6 protein-coding genes are annotated in these 17,719 nt (G+C 51.4%); 2 read left to right on the top strand and 4 right to left on the bottom strand.

The genetic code is table 11. From position 1 onward, the window contains the following. Window positions 1–22: 22 nt before the first annotated feature. From EDM60_RS25675 to EDM60_RS25665, 3 genes are all read right to left on the bottom strand, one after another. Window positions 23–10,789 (bottom strand): non-ribosomal peptide synthetase, encoded by a 10,767-nt coding sequence (locus tag EDM60_RS25675; protein ID WP_122966493.1) that lies wholly within the window; start codon window positions 10,787–10,789, stop codon window positions 23–25. 94 nt (window positions 10,790–10,883) lie between these two features. Further along, window positions 10,884–14,150, bottom strand: coding sequence for a non-ribosomal peptide synthetase (locus EDM60_RS25670; RefSeq protein ID WP_122966492.1), 3,267 nt, complete (start codon window positions 14,148–14,150; stop codon window positions 10,884–10,886). A gap of 174 nt (window positions 14,151–14,324) precedes the next feature. Beyond that, window positions 14,325–14,639 carry a hypothetical protein gene (locus tag EDM60_RS25665; protein WP_122966491.1) on the bottom strand — a complete coding sequence of 105 codons (315 nt, stop codon included), beginning with the start codon at window positions 14,637–14,639 and terminating at the stop codon, window positions 14,325–14,327. Between the two features lie 859 nt (window positions 14,640–15,498). On the opposite strand from EDM60_RS25665, the gene loaP reads away from it, so the two are divergent. Then, window positions 15,499–16,113: an antiterminator LoaP gene (gene loaP / locus EDM60_RS25660; RefSeq protein ID WP_122966490.1), complete on the top strand. Its 615-nt coding sequence runs from the start codon at window positions 15,499–15,501 to the stop codon at window positions 16,111–16,113. Between the two features lie 62 nt (window positions 16,114–16,175). Beyond that, on the top strand, window positions 16,176–16,868 hold the full coding sequence (locus EDM60_RS25655) for a 4'-phosphopantetheinyl transferase family protein (RefSeq protein WP_122966489.1): 693 nt from the start codon (window positions 16,176–16,178) through the stop codon (window positions 16,866–16,868). A gap of 165 nt (window positions 16,869–17,033) precedes the next feature. Here the strand turns inward: EDM60_RS25655 and EDM60_RS25650 are convergent, their stop codons facing one another. Then, window positions 17,034–17,615: a GNAT family N-acetyltransferase gene (locus tag EDM60_RS25650; RefSeq protein WP_122966488.1), complete on the bottom strand. Its 582-nt coding sequence runs from the start codon at window positions 17,613–17,615 to the stop codon at window positions 17,034–17,036. Between the last annotated feature and the right edge of the window lie 104 nt (window positions 17,616–17,719).

Below are 17,719 nucleotides of genomic sequence, written 5' to 3'. Positions count from 1 at the left end.
AATCAATTTTGTTGTCGCCGGATCAAATCCATTCCAGGATGTTTTCCAGCTCCTCCATGGACAGCTCTTCATCCCCCAGGTCGCTCGGGGTGTACTCGCCTTCTTCTTTTGCCATGCAATGCTCGATGATGCCTAGCAAGTGCTTCCGGTAGCTGTCTGCCAGGCTGGCAATCGTTTTTTCCTCATATTGGAGACGGCTGTACCCTACGCTGATCCTCAGCTCGCCGTCCTCGATCATGGCGGAAATGTCCAGCAGGAACACTCGCTCCGATTCCGGGCTGAACAACTGCCCTGTTCCGAGCGGCGAGAATGTAAACCCGCCTGTTTTTCCGTCCGACTCGAATTGACCGAGATAGTTAAAGCTGATTTCCGGCCGCAGCGTAAAGGCTAATGGCGGCTGCAACTGGCTTGTCGTCAGCGTGCGCAAAATCTCGTAGCCGATCCCTTTTTTCGGAATCCGCCGCAAGTTTTCTTTGGTCTGCTTGATCTGGTACGGCAAGTCCTCGGCTTTTTCCATGTCGAGCACCACCGGATATTGCGAAGTGAACCAGCCAATCGTGCGCGTGACGTTCATTTCGTTCTGGATGTCTTCGCGCCCATGGCCTTCCAGATTGATGACGACGCCATTCGTATGTGCCCAGTCTTTTACGGCCAAGCCGAGCGCTGTCAGCAGCAGGTCGTTCATCTCTGTGTGATAGGCATGATGAACGTGACGCAAAAGGTTTTCTGTCTGCGGGACTGTCAGCGCGAACGACAGTGTCCGCGTATGTTTTTGCTTGCGATCTGCCGTGACAAAATCTGTTGGCAGTGCCGCAGTCGTCGTTGTAGTCTCCAAGTTGTGCCAATATGCCACTTCCCGCAACAGCTCGTCGCTGTCCGCGTACTTTTGCAATTGAGCCGCCCAGTCTTTGAAGGAGTCCGTCTTTTTCGGCAAGACGATCTCCTGCTGATGGAGAGCCTGCGAGTAGGCTGAGGAAAAATCTTCGAACAAAATGCGCCAGGAGACGCCATCCACGACAAGATGGTGGATCGCGACCAGCAAATGATCCCCGTCTTTTGTGGCGAACAGAGCCACGTGAACGAGTGGGCCGTGCTCCAAATCGATGCTGCTCTGGATCTGATCAGACAGCTCCAGGATGCGAGCTTCGCTGTTCGCGTGATTTTTCAAGTCATAAGAGTAGAAACGGAAGCGCTCGTCGGTCAGCCCGCGGTTGATTTGCTTGATCGCCCCGGCCTCTTGCTTGTAGACCATGCGCAGCGCATCGTGATGCTCGACGATTTGCTGGAACGCTTGCCGCACGAGTCCCTCGTCAAAGCCGTCCTCGCGAAACAGCATGACAGCCTGATTCCAATGGTGACGATCCGTGAAGTTGTTCGCGAAGAACCATTTCTGGATCGGTGTCAAGGCAATCTCGCCTTCTACGACACCCTGCTCGCTCTCTCGGCTGTTCGGGATGACGCGCAGAGCAGCTTCTTCAATCGTCGGGTACTGGAACAGTTCTTTCATCGCAAGCGTCCAGCCTGACGCATTCAGGCGGGTGGATACCTGGATTGCTTTAATCGAATCGCCGCCCAATTCAAAGAAGTTGTCTTGCGTTCCGACTTGCTTGATCCCCAGTACATCTGCCCAGATGCCAGCCAGCAACTGTTCCAGCTCGGTTTGCGGCGCTGCATATTGCTCAGTCCGGTTCTCCTCCTGGTTCGGCTTCGGCAGCGCTTTTCGGTCAATCTTGTCATTCGGTGTCAGCGGCATCTTTTCCAACTGGATAAAGAAGGCGGGAACCATGTAGTTCGGCAACTCGTTTTCCATATAGGCTCGAAGCTGCGCAGGCGTGGCTTCTCCCTCCGCCACGTAGTAGGCGCACAAGTAAGCTTGGCCGCGGTCGTCCTCGTGTGTGATGGCAGCTGCCTCTTTGACCGTGTCGTACCGCAGCAGCACGCTTTCCACTTCGCCGAGTTCCACACGATGTCCGCGAATTTTCACTTGGTGATCGATTCTGCCCAGATACTCGATAGTTCCATCTGGCAGCCATCTTGCCAGGTCGCCTGTCCTGTACATCTTTGTTCCTGGCACAAACGGGTTGTCGACGAACTTCTCGGCGGTCAGCTCTGGACGATTCCAATAGCCTCTCGCCAGCGACAAGCCGCTGATGCACAGTTCTCCCATCTGCCCCGGCGCTTTCAACTGCAACTGGTCATCCACGATGTACAGCTTGGTGTTCTGAATCGGTTTGCCAATCGTGATCGTTTCGACTGGCTCATCCGGTTTGGCTTTCCACAGTGTCGCGCAAACGGTGCTCTCTGTTGGGCCGTATCCATTGACATAGGTGACTTTTTCTTTCCATTTATCCACCAATGCAACGGAGGAAGCCGATCCGGCTGTAATCAGGATGCGTAACGACGGCACCTGCTCCGGCTCCAGATAAATCGCGTACGTCGGCGGCAAAGTAAGGAAGGTGATCGCGTTATCGCGAACGTATTCGGCGAATCGCTGAAAATCGTTGATGACGTCCCGGGACAAGACGTACAAGGTCGCTCCCGACAGCAACGGGCCAAACATATCCCACACCGATGCGTCAAACGAGATGCTGGCAAAATGCCCTGCCCGATCTTGCGGCGTGACGCCTAGATGATGGGCAAATACCGCTTGCAGATTCGCTACCCCTTTGTGCTCCAGCATGACGCCTTTTGGCTTGCCCGTCGTACCGGACGTGTAAATGATATAAGCCAAATCGGACGGCGTGTTTGCGCACGGCAGGTTGCCTGTCTGTGTTGCGTAGCTTCTAGGGTCATCCACATCAACGACTTCGGACTGACTGCTCACTTTGTGCAGCAAGTGCGCATGGGTCACCACCAGTTTTGCCTGGCTGTCCTCCAGCATGTAGCGGATTCGCTCTTCCGGATAATCAGGATCGACGGGCAAAAAGGCGCCGCCCGCTTTTAACGTGGCAAGCGTGGCAATGACCATCTCGGCGGAACGCTCTACCAGCAAAGCGACGATCTGCGCTGGCCCGACTCCTTTTTCCCGCAAAATGGCTGCGAGCTGGTTCGCTCTTTCATTCAGCTCCCGGAACGACATGCGCTTTTCTTCGAATACGAGCGCCGTGTGCTCAGGCATTTTTTCCGCCAGCTCTTCAAAAAGTTGCTGGATCGTTTGATCTGCCCGGTATTCTCTGTGCGTATCGTTGAACGCCACCAGCAGCATTTGCTTTTCTGCTGCTGTCAGCATCTCGATCTCTTGCAATTCATTTTCCGGATTGGCCGTGACCGCCCGCAAAATTTGCAAGAAGTGGTGCGCCATTCGTTCTACGGTTTGTTGCTTGAACAGCTTGGTGCAGTATTCCAGGCGCAAGAACAGGTCGGTTTCCCGCTCGGTCAGATGGAACGACAAGTCGAATTTCGCCACGTCAAGCGCGCTGTCCGATTCATAAGGGCGATAGACGAGCTGATCCAGCGTTTTTGCGTGCAGCTCATCGTTTTGCAGGATGAACATGGTGTCAAACAGCGGATTGCGCCCCGGATCGCGCGGAATGCCCAGCTTTTCCACAAGGCTTTCAAACGGGTAGTCCTGGTGGTCGAAAGCATCGAGCGCGTTTTGCTTGACCTCCTGCAAAAACTGCTTGAATGTCTTCTCGGCGGTCGGTTTGTTGCGGATCGCCAGCGTATGGACGAACATGCCGACGACAGGCGCAAGCTCGGCGCGTGACCTGCCGGAGATCGGCGTTCCCACGATGATGTCGTCTTGCCCAGCGTATTTTGCGAGCAGCACGTTGTAGGCGGCCAGCAAAACCATAAACAGCGTCGTATTCGTATGCGCAGCCAACTCGTGCAAAGCACTGAGCAGCTCTTGGTCCATGGACAGGGTGACTTGCCCCCCTGCAAAACTTTTCACGGCTGGGCGCGGAAAATCTGTCGGCACATCGACAGCGGTGATATTTCCAGCGAACGTGCTCAGCCAATACGCTTCCTGCTGCTTGAAGGCATCCGACTCATGCAAGGCTTTTTGCCAGACAGCAAAATCTTTGTACTGGATGCGCATTTCCGGCAGTTCTCTTCCCTGGTACAATTCAGCCAGTTCATCGAACAGGATCGTGATCGATGCGGCATCGGCAGCAATATGGTGCATGTCGTACAGGAGCAGGTGACGCTCATCCGCGAGTTTCACCAGGCTCATGCGGAGCAATGGCGGCACAGAAAGATCAAACGGACGGACGAACGCGTGGAAAAGGTCATCGATCTGCTGCTCCTCTGCCGTCACATACTCCATGTTCACGGCCACGCGGTCATGAATTTTTTGCACCAGCTCGTCCCCGACCATCTCAAAAGACGTCCGCAAAATATCGTGACGATCTACCAACGCTTGCAGCGCATTCGCCAATTGCTCGCGATCGAGCTTGCCTTCCAGCATGATGATGCCTGGCGTATTGTAGCTGATTCCGGCACCTTCGAGCTGATGGAGCAAGTACATCCGCTGCTGAGCAGAAGATACCGGATAATACGCTTGCGGCTCTGCCGGTTGAATGGCGGCGGCGGCTGCCTGTTCGCTATGTTCGATCAAGCGGGCCAAGTCCCGGATGGTTGGCGCTGCAAAAAACTGCTTCAGCAAAAGGTCGATTTGAAACTCGCGATGCACTTGCGCCACAACCGTCATCGCTTTCAAGGAATGACCGCCCAGCTCAAAAAAGTGATCCAACACCCCGACGCCGGAAATCCCCAGCGCATTCTCCCAAATGGCGACCAGCTTCGCCTCCACTTCTGTAGCGGGTGCGACATAAGCTGCTCCTGTTGCAGGCTTTCCTTCCGGCTTGGGCAGTGCCTTGCGGTCGACCTTGCCGTTTGGCGTGAGCGGGAAAGCGTCCAGTTGAATCAGGTAGGTCGGCACCATGTAGGCCGGAAGCTCTCGCAACAGATGCGCGCGAAGCTCGGATTCCTCTATCGCCGCTTTTCCCGTGACATACGCAGCCAGATAGGAATCGCCGCGATCGTCCTGATAAGTGACGACGATAGCTTCATTCGTCTGGTCATAAGCGAGCAAAATCGCTTCAATCTCCCCGACCTCAATCCGGTATCCTCTCACCTTGATCTGGTCATCGACGCGGCCTATAAAATCAATCGTGCCGTCGTGGAGCCATCTGCCCAGATCGCCTGTTTTGTACATGCGCTCTCCCGGAACAGCTGGATTGGCCACGAATTTCTCCGCAGTAAGCTCCGGCTTTTTCCAATAGCCCCGCGCCAAGCCGTGACCGCCGATGCAGATTTCCCCTACCACCCCGACAGGCAGCAGTTGATGGTGCTGGTCTACGATGTAAATGGCGGTGTTGGCAATCGGCCGCCCGATGGTGATCGGCTGATCTGGCTGTGTATCTCGCAGGTAGGTGGCCATGACGCTGCTCTCCGTCGGACCGTATGCATTCATCACGCTCATCTGCGGATGCATCGCTTTGCACAGCTGAACAAGCTTCGGCGACAGCTTTTCGCCCCCGAGCATGACTGCCTGGATAGAGCGGATGTCTGCCGGAGTGCTGCACTCCAATATCGCCTGGAACATACTGGGCACGAAAACGACGTAGCTGCATTCCCAAGTGGCAATCAGGTTGCGCAGCGTGATCGGATCTTTGGCTTCGTGATCCGGCATCAGGACGACCGTGGAGCCTGATACAATCAACGTAAAGAAAGTAAGGGCAAAGGCATCGAAGGCAAAGGATAGCGACAGCGTTCCACTGTCCCGGACAGAAAGGGCAAACTCGTCCCTGTTCCACGTCACACTGTTGACGATTCCCCGATGCTCTACCATGACGCCTTTTGGCCTGCCTGTCGTACCGGATGTGTAGATGATATAAGCGAGATCAGCAGCGGTATGGATCGGCTCGATGTTTTCCGTCTGAGGCGAGTAGCTGCCCTCCTCATCCAGATACAGGCATTCCACGTTTGCGACCAGCTTTTCGGCGAGCTGCTGCTGGGTCAGCACCAGACGGGCTTCGCAATCTTCCAGCATGTAAGCAATCCGCTCATTCGGATAATCCGGATCGATCGGCACATACGCCCCGCCCGCTTTGAGAATAGCGATAATTCCGATCGCCATTTCCAACGATCTTTGCGCCATGATCCCTACGCTTTGCTCAGCCTGCACGCCTTTTGCCCGCAAAGTGTGCGCGAGCTGGTTGGCCCGCTCGTTCAGTTCGCGGTACGTCAGTCGTTTGTCGCCGAAGACGACGGCGGTTTGCTCAGGAGTTTTCTGTGCCTGATCTTCAAACAGCTGCGACAGCGTGCTCTCCGCTGGATACAGGGCGGCCGTGTCGTTGAAGTGAACGAGCAGCTCCTGCTTCTCATGCGCAGTCAGCATCTCGATTTGCGCCAGCTCCTGTTCCGTGTTTGCGCTGACTGCCTGCAAAATTTGCAAGTAATGAAGCGACATGCGCTCGATCGTCTCGCGTGCGAACAGCTTGGTGCAAAATTCGAAGCAGAAGGAAAGTCCCGCCTGGTTTTCGCTTGCTTCCAGCGACAGATCGAACTTGGCGACTTCCCCCTCTGGCACATAAGGAGTCACGGTCAGTCCATCCAGCTCGATCAGGTCGGCATCCATGTTTTGCAAAATGAACAAGGTGTCGAACAGCGGGTTTCGGCTCCGGTTTCGCTGGATCGCCAACTTTTCGACAAGCTCTTCAAACGGATATTGCCCGTGTTCAAAAGCGGCCAGCGTGTTGTCTTTTACCTCCAGCAAAAATTGCCGGAACGTTTTGGTCGGCGCAGACTGATTGCGCATCGCCAGCGTGTTGACGAACATCCCCGTCATGCTCTCCGTATCCGGGTGCACCCTGCCGGCAGTCACGGTGCCGATCATCACGTCATCCTGCCCGGAGTATTTGGAAAGCAGCACATGATAGGCTGCGAGAAGCACCATGTACAAGGTCGTGCCTGTCTTTTGGGCTACGTCCTGCAAACTTTCCAACAACTGTTTTTCTGTGCGGAACAAATAACGTTCGCCCTCAAAGCTTTGAACAGCTGGCCGCGGGTAATCCATCGGCAGGTTCAAAACCGGGATTTCGCCCGCAAATCGATCGAGCCAATATTTTTCCTGTTTTTGGTAATCGTTCGTTTGTGTCCACGCTTTTTCCCAAACGGCGAAGTCTTTATAGTGAATGCGCTGCTCTGGCAAAGCTTTGTTTTGATACAAACGGGAAAAGTCATTCAGGATGAGCTGAGAAGAGACTCCGTCCGAAATGATATGGTGCATGTCGATGATCAGGACGTGACGGTTCTCTGCGAGCTTCACCAAGCCAACCCGGCATAGCGGAGCTGTTTCCAGATCAAACGGCTGCATGAACCCCAAAATGACCTCGTTCACTTGCTCTTCCGCCGTTTCCAAGTAAACAATCGGCAAGTGGCCTTGCTCATGGATGCGCGAAACTGGCTCCCCGTTGATCGTATGAAACGACGTGCGCAACGACTCATGGCGAGCCACCAGGCTGGAAATGGCGTGCTCCAGCCGAGCTTTATCCAGCGTTCCTTCGAGGATCATCGCGACAGGCAGGTTGTAAACCGTACTGTGCGGATCGAGCTGGTTTAAGATGAGCATGCGTTTTTGCGCAGACGACACGGGATAATACGCTTGCGGCTCGGCCTGGGGAATGGCGAGATACGCGCTTTCCTCCCCGCCTTCCACATACGCTGCCAGCGCTTGAATCGTCGGTTGCTCAAACAGGACGCGCAGCGGGACATCCGCCTGGCATTCCTTTTGGATGCGGGAAATGAGCTGAATCGCTTTTAACGAATGGCCGCCCAGCGTGAAAAAATGATCTTGAATGCCGATCGGCGACACGCCAAGAATTTGCTCCCAAATCGCGACCAGCTTTTGTTCCAGCTCAGTCGTCGGGGCGACGTAATCCGCTTTCGTCTTGGCACTTCCTTCCGGCTTCGGCAAAGCTCGCCTGTCTGTTTTTCCGTTCGGCGTGACTGGAATCCGCTCCAGCGTCACGAAAAAGGAAGGGATCATATACTCCGGCAACGCTTGCGCCAAGTATGCCCGCATCTCTTCGTCGCTGAGCGGTTTTTGCAGGACGACATAGGCGCACAAAAACTTGCCGCCTGTCTCGTCTGCTCGGTCGATAACCACCGCTTCCTTGATGGCGGGATGGTTGAGCAGGCGCGATTCGATCTCTCCCAGCTCGATGCGATGGCCCCTGATTTTTACCTGATGGTCGATTCGGCCCAAAAATTCGAGCTGGCCATCCGGCAACCAACGCGCCAGATCACCCGTTCGGTACATTCTTTCGCCTGGCTGATACGGATTGTCGAGAAACTTCTCCGCGGTCAGCTCAGGCTGGTGCAAATACCCTCTCCCTACGTTTGCGCCGGAAATGTACAACTCCCCGACGATCCCTTCCGGCTTCAATTGCAGCCCTTCATCCAAAATGTAAATGCCTGTGTTGCTGATCGGCTTTCCGATGGGCGGCAGCTCTGGTATCGCCTGTCCCGGGTCCATCGTGCAGGTCGTCACCACATGCGTCTCCGACGGGCCGTAGTGATTGTGCAAAAATACGCGATGCTGGCGCAGATACTTTTGCAGCTCGTGTGTGACGACGAGTTGTTCCCCGGCCGTGATGATATGTTTGACACAACGCGGGAAGCTTTGCGCGTAGTCTTGTTCGTTAAAAATAAATTTCAGGAAGGACACCGGGAGAGACAAAATGCTGATCTGCTTTTCCTGGATGAAAGCAAACAGCTTTTCCACATGCCGTCTCAGCTCGTTCGTGATCAGGTAGAGCTGGCCCCCGGATAGCAGCGTGGAGAAAATTTCCTGGTAGCAAACATCAAAGCTGCACGTGGTATACTGCAACACTTTTTCATGAAAAGCGATGTTCGTCTGATCAAACGTAAAATGCATCAGGTTCGCCATGTTGCGATGCTCCAGCATGACGCCTTTCGGTTGCCCTGTCGTTCCGGACGTATAGATGATGTAAAACAAGTCATGCGGCTGATTGAGCGATTCGATAGGGGCGCGGCTCTCTTCCCCGATCACCGCTGTGTTGATGTCAATTGTTTCTGTAGGCGTGGTCACTTTTGCCCGCAAATGATTTTGCGTCACGACCAATGGAACTCTGCTATGCGTCAGCATGTAAGCGATTCGTTCGGCAGGCAACTCCGGGTCGATCGGCACAAATGCGCCGCCTGCCTTCAAGACGCCGAGGATTCCGACGATCATGTCCAGCGAGCGATCCAGCAGCGTGCCGACAAGACTGCCCGTGCCAATGCCTTTTTTGCGCAAAAAGCGGGCGAGCTGATTGGATTTTTCATCCAGCTCCCGATACGTCAGGTGCTGATCCGCGAAGACTACCGCCACTTGCTCAGGCGTTTTTTCTGCCTGCCGCGAAAACAGCTCGTGCATGGTTGCGGCAGGATAGTCAGCCGCTGTTTCCGTACGCTTTGCCAACAGCTGGCTAGTTTCTGCTTCTGTCAGCAACGGAATCTGGCAAAGCTCGACTCCCGAATTGTTTGCCACGCAATCCGCGATCTGTTGGAGGTGCCCCGCCAGTTTTTGCACGACCTGTTCGTCAAACAGAGCCGCATTGTAGTCAAAACGGAAGGCAAGCTCTTCTTTTGGCATCACCATGACAGTCAAGTCGTAATTGGTCGGCTCGAACATTTCCACAGCAGTAATCGTGAAGCCGATCTGCTGGCTCAAGGCTTTTTTCTGCAAAGCCTCTACCAGCGGGTAATTTTCGATGACCAGCAGGTGGTCAATCAGCTCCTGCTTCAAGACGGACTGAGTTTGAATGTCGTACAAAGGCACGTGCTCATACGGCTGTGATTGCAAAGTTCTTTTGTGCACAGCCTGCAACAGCTCGGAAAACGTTTGACCAGCTTTCGCTTGCACCCGGAATGGAATCGTATTGATAAACAAGCCAACCATTTTGTCGATTCCGACGATGTCTGTCGGGCGTCCGGATACAACAGAGCCGAACAGCACATCATGGGCCGCATTGTATTTTTGCAGGAGAACTCCCCAGATCGTTTGAATCACCGTCGATAGCGTCACTTGATTTTGACTGGCGATGGTCCCGAGCTGCTTGGTCAAGGTACGGTTCAGCGAAAAGCGGTATTGGGTTGGTTGAAATGCTTTGGCGAAGGCAGCTTCCTTCTTCGGCAAGGTAGTCTTTTGTTCATAGGCTTCCAGATAGTCGCTCCAATAGTTGAGAGCGGCCTGTTTATTTTGTTTTTCCAGCCAGTTGATAAAGCGACTGTATGGCTGTACGGGCTCCAGGGAGAGTGCCGTCTTGTTTTGCAAGGACAAGTAGATGGCAAGCAAGTCATCAAAAATAATGCTGAAGCACCAGCCGTCCATGAGGATGTGATGAAAGCTCCAGATGACCTGGTAGTCGTGCTGGGACATTTGGAAAAGGGCGACCCGCATCAACGGGTCTTTCGCCAGATGAAACGTCCGCTCCTGATCCGCCCTTTTGTATTGCGTATAGCGAAGTTGTTTCTCGGACTCGTCGCAGGCAGACAAGTCGTAAAATTCGATCGGAATAGGCCGTTGCTTCAAGACAACTTGCAAAGGCTGCTTCAGCTTTTCATAGAGAAATAACGTGCGGAATACATCGTATCTCTCTACCAGCACATGCAGGCTATCCGTAAATAGCCCAACATCAAGATCGCCCTGCAACGAAATCGACATCTGTACCAGATGCGAGTTGTGCTCTTGATCGAGCAAGGCGTGAAACAGCATCCCCTCTTGCATCGGGGTCAACGCATACATATCCTGAACTTGTTCTTTGCTAAATACACTCATTACGGCACCTCGGATATATCTTTATTTGTTATAAATGTATAAAAATGGTAATGAAAGCACGCAGTTTCCCCTGAAAATGGTGGCCAACATCTGTTTAGCGCAGTGTATTTGCAAGCAATTCGAAGATATCGTCCATTTCTTCCATTTGGAGACCTTTGACGCTGAAATCGCTGGGCGTTCGCTCTACTTCTTTTTTCTCGGTGCAATGCGCGATGATGGCAAGCAGATGCTTTTGATAACTTTGGCTCAATTGCTGGATGGACTCTTCCCGATACTGCTCCGAGCTGTAAGAGAATGTGAGGACGAGCTCTCCGCCTTCAATCAATCCGGTTATATTCAAAGCGGTGTACACCTCCGACTCAGGACTCAGATTGTTTTTGCCATCTGCGCCTAACGTGTTGCCGCCGCTGTAGGGTGAGCGGGTAAACAGTTCCGTTCTCATGTCCGCATCAAACTGTCCCAAGTAGTTGAACGTCACTTCCGGCTGCACGCGGAAGGATAAGGAACCGCGATTTTCTGGAAGAGTCACATGCTTCAAGATGTCGTAACCGATCCCTTTACGAGGAATCTTCCGCATATTCTCTTTGGTGAGCTTGATATAGTCGGACAAGGGAGCGGTTTGCTTCAAGTCGAGCAATACCGGATATTGCGACGTAAACCATCCGACCGTTCTGGCCACGTTTGCCTGTTCGATGATGTCCTCGCGCCCGTGCCCCTCCAGATGAATGACGATTTGCGCAAGCTTGCTCCACTCCGCAAAAGCCAAGCCGAGCGCCGCCAACAACAGATCGTTGATTTCCGTTTGATAGGCCTGATTGGCGTGCTTCAACAACTGCTCGGTCTCTTCCGGGCGCAGCCGTATCCGCATGTTTCGCACGCTCTTTTGTTTGCAGTCAGTCACTTCATAGTCTTTCGGCAGGGACACATTTTTTGCTTGCGATTCGAGACTCTCCCAGTACGGAATCTCGCTCAGCAAATCCGCCTCGTTCGCATATTCTTGCAACCATTGTGACCAGCTTTGAAAAGAATCCGTTTTTTCGGGTAGACTGATCGCTTGCCCTGCAAGTGCCTGCGCGTATCCGGTTGCCAAATCTTCAAACAAAATGCGCCAGGAAATGCCATCCACGACCAAATGATGAATTGCGAGAAACAAATGATCGCCATGTAACGTCTGAAATAAGGCAACCTTCACCAGCGGTCCTTCCTGCAAATTCATGCTGCTGTGCAGACGTTGCGTCTCTGCTTCGATCGCCTGCTGGACGTCTGGTTGCGCGGTCAGATTATAAGAGAAGAAATCGTATAATTGTCCACCCAAGCCGCGGTTGTGCTGAACGACATTTCCGTTTTCGTGCTGATAGACCATGCGGAGCGCGTCGTGGTGTTCGATGATTTTGTCCATGACACTTTGGATGACTTTAGGATCAAAGCCTTCCGGGCGATAGAGCACAGACGATTGGTTCCAATGGCCTGTATTCGTAAAGTTTTTCCCGAAAAACCACTTCTGAATGGGTGTAAGCGGTACGTTTCCAGCGATGATGCCCTGATCGCTTTTTCTCGTCGTGCTCTTGACAAAAAGAGCAACCTGCTCGATCGTCGGGTAATTCAGCAAGTCTTTCGTCTCTAGCTTCAATTGATAGGAATGCAGACGAGCCACGACCTGGATCGCTTGGATCGAATCTCCGCCGAGCGAGTAAAAATTATCGCGAATCCCGATCTTTTCAATTCCCAAAACGTTTTGCCAGATGGAGACGAGAATCGATTCTGTCTCGGTTCTCGGAGGATGGTAGGCAGCCTGGCTTTGGTTTGCCGTAAGATCAGGCTCGGGCAACGCTTTGCGGTCGATCTTGTCATTTGGCGTAAGCGGCATTTTGTCCAGCTTGACGAAATAGGATGGCAGCATGTAAGCCGGAAGCTTCTGGGCGGCGTAGTCTCTGAGCTGCGCAGGAGTTGCTTCTTGTTGCGAAATATAATAGGCGCACAAATACTGTCCCGCGTGTTGATCCTCTCTGGAAATGACCACGGCCTCTGTGATGTGTTCATGTGCCAACAAAACAGACTCGATTTCGCCAAGCTCGATGCGATGACCTCTGATTTTCACCTGATGGTCGATTCTGCCGAGAAACTCGATCGTTCCATCCGTCAGCCATTTGGCCAAGTCACCTGTGCGGTACATTTTTTCGCCTGGTACGAACGGATTGTCTACGAATTTTTCTGCGGTCAAGTCGGGCCGATTCCAATAGCCTCTTGCCAAGCCGACTCCGCCGATGCACAATTCGCCTTCGCTGCCAGTCGGCAGTAGCTGCAAGTCTTCATTGACGATATAAATATGTGTATTTTGAATCGGTTTGCCGATCGGAACCGATTGCACGGAGAGCTGATTGGACGGGGCTTCCCAGATCGTCGCGCAAATGCTCGTTTCCGTCGGGCCGTATGCATTTATGTACCTGAGTTTGTCTTTCCATTTGTTTACCAAGGGTGCGGAGGAAGCTGATCCTGCCGTAATCATGATGCGTAGCGAGGTGATGCGTTCTGGGGTGAGGTGAGTCAAATAAGTCGGCGGCAGTGTGATGATGGTCAATTCATTTTCACTCAAATAGTGTTCAAATGCAGCGAAATCATGGATCGTCTGTTTGGAAAGGATGTACAGGCTGGCGCCCGACAGCAAAGCCATGAACATTTCCCAAACGGATGCGTCGAACGACATGCTGGCAAAAAGCCCGATCCTGTCTTGCTCGGTGACGCCAAACGAATTTTGGAAAAAGGATTGCAAATTGGCGATGCCTTTATGTTCAAGCATGGTGCCTTTTGGCTTGCCTGTCGTGCCTGAGGTGTAAATGACATAGGCAAGATCCGTAGGCTTGCTGGGCTGGTGCAGATTGGCAGTCTCGCGAGCGTCCAGCTGTTCTTCGTCGAGTACAACTACCTCTCCGCTGTACCCGACGTCATGCACGAGCTGGCTGACGCTTTTTTGGGTAAGCACGATTTTCGTTTGACTATCCTGCAAAATATATTGGATGCGATCGCGGGGATATTCGATGTCGATGGGCACATAGGCTCCGCCTGCTTTGAGAACGGCCAGAATCGCGATGACATTTTCGATGGACTTCTCCATCATCACACCGACGATGCTGTCTGTTTGCACCCCTTTTTCGAGCAAGGCTCTTGCCAGTTGATTGGCTTTCCTGTTCAACTCCTGATACGAAAGCCGCCTGTTTTCAAAAACGATGGCAACGCGGTCTGGAAAAGCCTCTGCTTGTTCCTCGAACAATTGATGGATCGACTTGCCCTGTGCATATGGAACTAGCGCATGCTGCTCCAGTTCCCGCTTGTTGTCGATGAGATTGGCCTGATTTGCTAACATATGTCCCCTCCGATAATGGAATTACTTCTGCTTATCATGAAGTGTGACGAAATGGTTGCCAACAAGAGACAGGCAAGGTCAACGTTCCATTCCCAATTTCCCATTTTCCATCATTTGGGTAATTTTAACAACAAGAAAATTTCCTGTTTCTGGGAATTTTCCTTCATACTAAAGTCATATTTTGCTCATGCTGTAGCGGAAAATGGGTGCTGGTATTCCCGCCTGCCGGATACGGCCCTGCTTACCGCCTGCGAACGAAGGAAAACTGATTTGCATGAAAACAATCACAGGAAGTTCCCCGATCGGCTGACAGGCTGAAAGCACTAGGTTACTGACGCTGAAACTCATTATAGCAGAGAAAAATTGGAAGTCGATTAAAAAATAGGGATATTTTGTAAAAAGTTCAACAAGTTTTTTTACAACCTTTTTACGTAAATCTAAGTTTTGCTTGGCAAACCTGCTCCCGCTTGCGTAATCAATAAGCGGCATACGTGTTTTTCCCTTTGGCGAAGCCAGTGATTGGCTCGTTTCGGCGCTGCAACATTTTTCCTTTTCAACGTGTCTATAAAAAAGGAAAGCGTAGCGGCTATATTTTGACGATAAATATTTTCATAACATTAAAATTTTTATATGTTCACAAGCCATATAATGCTTTATACTGGGAAAACAGGAATTTTCTTCTACGGAAAAACGAGAGGCTGTTTTCCTGTGTGCTGCCTATCTGGATCAGCAGCTATTGTCCTGATCAGTCCGCAGACTTTCGTAAAAAGGCATGTGATAAAAAGGCACAATTCCTACCCCCTCTTTTTTGACGTACGCAGCTTTTTAGAGAAAAGGTTTGAACCATGCTGGCTGCCAGCGAAATTTGGTTCAAGGAAAATCCACCAGCAGTTTGGCATGTACTTTGCGATCCACCAGCTGTCTATACATATTCGTCAGTATTTGCTCTCTTTCGTTCCCTGCTCACCTACAGAAGCTCTACATTCAGCCTATGGAAAATGCAAGCCCGAATAGTGACCAGAACGACTACTGTTTCTGGATGACCTTGACGATGAGTAAACTTTTCGTTACCATTATTTGTAAAATAAAATAATATTATGTAAATAACTACTTATATCGCACATTATTGCGCATGGCTGATGTTGCTTCCATTTGCAGACCGAAAATCCGGTTCATGTATGCGAAGCGAGACATAAGGTTTCCCAATGGTTGTTACAGGAAAAGAGCTTCAACGAGCCGAGTCAGGAACCAACTAGAGAGCGACGAGTTTAATGAAGGCTGAGGATTTCTGAGCTGCTGCACCTGCCAATGATCTTAGAAACGTTATGAAAAGGAGTCTTGCATTTTTATGAACTGGTATGCGTTCTATGTGAAAACGGGTTATGAACATTCTGTGAAAAATTGGTTGAATAAATCTTTTGACAAAGAAACACTGTATTCCATGGTTCCACAACGTATCGTTCCCGAGAAGAAAAACGGCGAGATTATGCGGGTTGAAAAGGATTTGTTTCCAGGCTACATTTTTGTAAAAACGGACATGAATTTCTCGAAATATTACTTTATTAGAAGTCACTCCAAAATTATTCGGATGTTGAACTATCTGAATAAAATCGACCTGATGTACGACAGATCGACTTCTCCCCGGAAAAGCCGCGATCCGGTGGAAAGCAGGGAAGAGGCGCTCTGTTTCAAAAAGATTCCCGAGGAAGAAATCACGATCATTCTCAGGCTGCTGAATCACGATGAGCAGATTGATTTTTCCCAGGTCTACACGCAAGATTCCAAGGTATATGTGGAGTCTGGCCCACTCAAAGGGATGGAAGGAATTGTAAAAAAAGTGGACAAGCACAAACGGCGGGTAAAAGTGCTCGTGTCGCTCATGGGCGATGAGCGGATGATCGACCTTGGCATTGAGCTGATCGAGCCAATGGTGTCATCAGGCCATGCCCACACCCGCACATGAGCTAGACTGCACGCGCGTCCTTTTACAGAAAGTGTGTTTGCATACAGAGTTGGAGGTTCAGCATGATGCCCATATACGCAGTCTCTATTGCCGATTTTTCAGATGATTACATTCCTCACCTGCTGTCCTTTGTTGCCGAAGACAAAAAACAGCGGCTCGGTGCTTTCTTCCGCCGCGAAGATCGCGTCCGCGGACTGCTGGCCGATCTGCTGATTAGAAAAATTGCCGCCGAAACGTTCGCCGTTTCTGCGAAAAGCATTTCGTTTGGCACGAACGCCTATGGAAAACCATCCCTGCAAGGGCCGTTGAACCGCTTGCACTACAACCTTTCCCATTCGGGCGACTGGGTGGTCTGTATCACCGGTGACTGTACCGTAGGAATCGATATTGAGAAAAAGCATCAGATTGACTTGCAAATTGCCAGGCAGTTTTTTGCGCCAGAGGAATACGAGTATATCGAGGAAGAACCGGACAGCGAACGAAGACAAGCACGTTTTTTTGCGGTCTGGACGGCGAAAGAAAGCTACATCAAAGCGATCGGCAAAGGGCTTTCGCTTCCGCTGAACAGCTTCTCCACTGTCAGCCAGGGAACTGTCGAGGGCGCGCGCGTATTTGAACAAGCGAGGTGGCACTTCAAGACGTACTTTCTGGATGACGAATACACCTTGACTGCTTGTGCGCCAAACGATTCGTTTTGTGAAACCGTGGAAATCGTGCCGATGGATACGCTCGTTTCGTATTTTCTCAGCCGTTGATTGACAGCGCGGCAACAAAAAAGGTTTCATCCCCTCTTCGCTGCCGGGGATGAAACCTTTTTTTGTGAATAACGTCTCGACTCGACTTTTTTGAAATGGGATGTGACCGCTTGCGGCCGACAAAACAGCTCAATTCAGCGGATAACTGCTCGTTGCACGATCTGTCTACCTCGTTTGCAGGCTTTGGTAGTCTTCCCGCAGCAAGCCGTATATTTCTAAATCGACAATTCCTTTGCCTGACCAGAGCGCTGCCTGTCTGAGCGTTCCTTCCATGAGGAAGCCATTATTGCGCAACACCTTTTTGGACGCTTCATTTGGCGGCATGACTTCTGCCTGGATTCTGTTCACGTTGACTTCTTCCATCAGGAAGCGCACAACCATTTTGACCGCTTCCGAGGCAATCCCTTTTCCCCAGTGCGCTTCCGCCAAAAAGTAACCGATGGTTGCCATGTTTACGCGTTGATTCAACTCGAAGGCTTCGATAATGCCGACTAATGTATCGCTCTGCTGAACGGGGAAAATCCCCCATTTCACTCTCGATTTTTTCAGGTAATCTCTTTTAAAATGGCCGATCATGGTCAGAACGGTATCCTTTTTGTGCTTGGGAATGATGCCGCAATACTCAAAGACGCTATCGTTGCTGTAAATTTCAAACACTTCTTCCAGGTGACAATCTTCAATCTCTCGCAGTATCAAATGGTCCGATTTCAACACCGGAAACTCCTGAAATAGAGCGCTACTATTCATTCTCCAGTTCCTTTCCTGTCCGAGTTTGCTTTTTCCGCTCAGCCTAGCCTATCTGGATGAGCTGTCGTTGCTTTTGGTTGTTATGGTATATTATGCCAAAAATA

It is taken from the genome of Brevibacillus parabrevis (genome assembly GCF_003710905.1).
In the GTDB taxonomy this organism is placed as follows: Bacteria; Bacillota; Bacilli; order Brevibacillales; family Brevibacillaceae; genus Brevibacillus; species Brevibacillus parabrevis.
This window is presented reverse-complemented; position numbering and strand designations above follow the sequence as displayed.